This is a genomic window from Candidatus Fusobacterium pullicola, assembly GCA_018883725.1.
Lineage (GTDB): Bacteria > Fusobacteriota > Fusobacteriia > Fusobacteriales > Fusobacteriaceae > Fusobacterium_A > Fusobacterium_A pullicola.
In genome coordinates this window covers 1-3776 of the sequence record JAHLFN010000051.1, presented here as the reverse complement: position 1 = coordinate 3776, position 3776 = coordinate 1, and the positions used below count along the sequence as shown (strand labels likewise).

Here is a 3776-nt window from a genome sequence, read left to right as displayed (position 1 = left end):
TTTTAGTTGTTTCATCTGTTCACCTCCATATAATCTATCAAAATTACTTTTAGCTATATTATACCACAATTTTTAGAAAAAAATTAGGCAATTCATCGCACCACCTATAGAGGTGGGCGACTTCTTGCCCATTAGGTTAAAAAATATAAAACTTTTTATTGTATATAGACAGTAATAATTATACTATCTTAGTTGTCCAATCTTCTACATTCCAAACCTCTGTTGCTATATCCATATAGAAATCTGGCTCATGGCTTACCAATACTATCGTTCCTTTAAACTCTTTTAAAGCTCTTTTTAACTCCTCTTTAGCATCTATATCTAGGTGGTTAGTTGGCTCGTCTAAAACAAGTAAATTAATGTCTCTAAGCATAAGTTTACATAGACGTACCTTAGCATTTTCTCCTCCTGATAACACTTGCATCTGACTTGTTATATGATTTGTTGTTAATCCACATTTTGCAAGGGCAGCTCTTACTTCCGCATTAGTCATACTCGGAAACTCATTCCATATCTCATCTAGAGCTGTAGTAGTATTTCCAGCCTTTTCTTCCTGCTCAAAATATCCTATCTCTAGGAACTGTCCATGCTCTACCTCTCCAGCTAATGGTTTTAATTTTCCTAATAAAGTTTTTAATAAAGTTGATTTTCCAAGTCCATTTACTCCCTTTATAGCAATCTTTTGATTTCTTTCAACAGTGAAATTAAGTGGTTTAGTTAGAGCTTCATTATAACCGATTACTAAGTCCTTAACAGTTATAACCTCTCTACTTGGAGTTCTAGCTGAGCTAAATCCAAAAGTTGGTTTTGGTTTCTCCTTAGCTATCTCAATAATCTCCATTCTATCTAGCTTTCTTTGTCTATCCTTAGCTAAATTTGTAGTGGCAACTCTAGCCTTATTACGGGCTATGAAATCCTTTAGATGCTCAATCTCTTTCTGTTGCTTTTTATATGCTTGCTCTATCTGTCTCTTCTTTAACTCATACATCTCTCTAAATTGATAATAATCTCCTGTATAACGAGTTAATACAGCATTTTCTACATGGTAAATTACATTTACTACTGAATTTAAAAATGGTATATCATGTGAAACTAATATAAAAGCATTTTCATAATTTTGTAAAAAGTTCTTTAACCACTCTATATGATTTTCATCTAGGAAGTTTGTAGGCTCGTCTAGTATAAGTATCATTGGATTTTCTAGTAATACTTTAGCTAGTAATATCTTGGCTCTCTGTCCTCCTGAAAGCTCTGATACATCTCTTTCAAGCCCTATATCCATAAGTCCTAATCCCTTTGCATACTCCTCTATTTTTGAATCCAAAGAGTAAAAATCTCCACTATCCAGTATACTTTGAATCTCTCCTACCTCTTCCATAAGAGAGTCCATCTCCTCAGGTGAACAATCTCCCATCTTCTCATATAGTACCATCATCTCTTTTTCTAACTCAAACATATGATTGAAGGCAGACTTTAAGATATCTCTTATAGTTTTTCCCTTCTCCAATGTACTATACTGATCCAAATAACCAGTAGTAATATGATTACACCAAGTTACAGTTCCCTCATCTGGCATAAGATTTCCTGTAATTATATTTAAAAATGTTGTTTTTCCCTCACCATTAGCTCCTACAAGTCCTATATGCTCCCCTTTCAAAAGTCTAAAAGAAGCATCTTCTAATATTACTCTAGAACCAAATCCATGGCTGACATTTTTTACATCTAATATACTCATTAAATCTCCTAAATAATCTTTTTATTTTTGTTTATATACATATTATTTTAAATATCCTATTAGTAAAGCTATATCATTTCCTGTCACTCCACTTATTCTTGAAGCCTCACCTATTGAAAGTGGTCTGATCTCCTCTAATCCACTTCTTGCTATATTTGATATCCCCTTAACCGATGAAAAATCAAAATCCTTAGGTATTCTCATCTCTTCTAATCTTTTAAACTTTTCTATCTGCTCATTCTCTCTTTGAATAAAGATATCATATTTTATAATTGTCTCTATCTGATTTTTTACAAATTCTGGATAATCTCCAACATCTGTAACATCCTTTAAGCTATCATAAGTTACCTCTTTAACCTTTAAAAGCTCTCCAATTTTTATTCCCTTAGAGAATTTTTGATTAGAACCCAATTTCTCTAAAAGCTCATTTGCCTTAACCATAGGTACACTTATCTCTCTAAGTCTAGCTATCTCACTATTTACTATATCTATAGCATTTTTTAAGTAATCTAACTTCTCTTGAGATAGAAGTCCTATCTCCTTTGCCTTTTCATATAATCTCATAAAAGCATTGTCAAATCTCAATGTTAATCTATACTCTGAACGTGATGGTAATACTCTATATGGCTCTGGTGTCTTCTTATGTATGATATCGTCAATTAGAACTCCTATATATCCTTCACTTCTATCAATTATTACTGGTTCCTTTCCATCAAGTTTTCTAGCAGCATTTACCCCTGCCATAAATCCTTGACAAGCTGCCTCTTCATAACCTGATGTACCATTTATCTGTCCAGCAAAATACAGTCCAGCTATCTTTTTACTCTCTAAACTAGGATATAGTTGTGAAGCTGGAGCATAATCATACTCAACTGCATAACCATGTCTCATTATCTTAGCATTCTCTAATCCAGCTATAGTTCTCATCATCGCCTCTTGAGCAAAAGGTGGCATAGCTGTTGTAAGCCCATTTACATAGATCTCTTCTGAGTCAGCAGATTCTAATTCTAAGAATATTTGATGATTTGTCTTATCTGGGAAATTAAGCACTTTTCTATCTAGAGATGGGCAGTGTCTAGGTCCATGAGTCTCTATTATTCCACTTACTATTGGAGAGTATTTTAACATCTCCTTAGCTACCTCTATAGTCTTCTCTGTAGTGTGTGTAAGCCATGTAGGAACTACATTATTTCTCTCTTTATTTGTAAAAATTGAGAAATATCTAGGATGCTCCTCTCCTTTTAACTCCTCCATTTTAGAAAAGTCTATACTTCTTCTATCAAGTCTTGGAGGTGTAGCTGTTTGGTATCTCTCTATATGTATTCCATGATCTCTTAAAGAGTCTGATAGTTTTTCAGCTGATTGCTCTCCCTGTCTTCCAGCAGAGTATGTCACATCCCCTATAACTATCTTTCCTTTTAAGAAAGTTCCTGTACATAAAATTACAGCCTTAGCAAAGTAAGATAGACCTAATCTAGTTCTAACTCCCTTTATCTCTCCCTCATCAACTATTATCTGCTCTACACAATCTTGAATCATATGTAAGTTCTCTGTATGTTCAAGTTTTTTTCTCATCTCAGTTCTATACAGATACTTATCCGCTTGTCCCCTTGTAATTCTTGCTGCAGGTCCCTTGCTCTCATTTAGATGTTTTAACTGAAGATTAAATTCATCAGTGTGTCTTCCCATCTCTCCACCTAAAATATCCATTTCAGCCACAAGATTACTCTTTCCAGGACCACCAATCGAAGGATTACATGACATCATTGCTACTGTATCTAAATATAAAGTAAATATAGCTGTATCTTTTCCTAATCTAGCTGAAGCAAGTGCCGCTTCTACTCCAGCGTGCCCTCCTCCTACAACTATAACATCATAAATCTTTTTCATTTTCCCTCCTAATCCATAAATTATTTCTGTTAACTTAAAATTTATGTGAACTACTCCCAACCTTTAAGGTATAATAGATTGTCCAGAAATATTATATCCCCCCTAAAATGAAAGGAGCAGTTACTAACTATGTCTAAAAATTTTAATATTT

At 33.8% G+C, this 3776-nt stretch carries 2 protein-coding genes; both read right to left on the bottom strand.

Annotated features, from left to right (window positions below):
• Positions 1–178 precede the first annotated feature (178 nt).
• On the bottom strand, positions 179–1735 hold the full coding sequence (locus IAA47_05175; GenBank protein MBU3842358.1) for an ATP-binding cassette domain-containing protein: 1557 nt from the start codon (positions 1733–1735) through the stop codon (positions 179–181).
• Between the two features lie 42 nt (positions 1736–1777).
• On the bottom strand, positions 1778–3625 hold the full coding sequence (gene mnmG / locus IAA47_05170; protein MBU3842357.1) for a tRNA uridine-5-carboxymethylaminomethyl(34) synthesis enzyme MnmG: 1848 nt from the start codon (positions 3623–3625) through the stop codon (positions 1778–1780).
• Between the last annotated feature and the right edge of the window lie 151 nt (positions 3626–3776).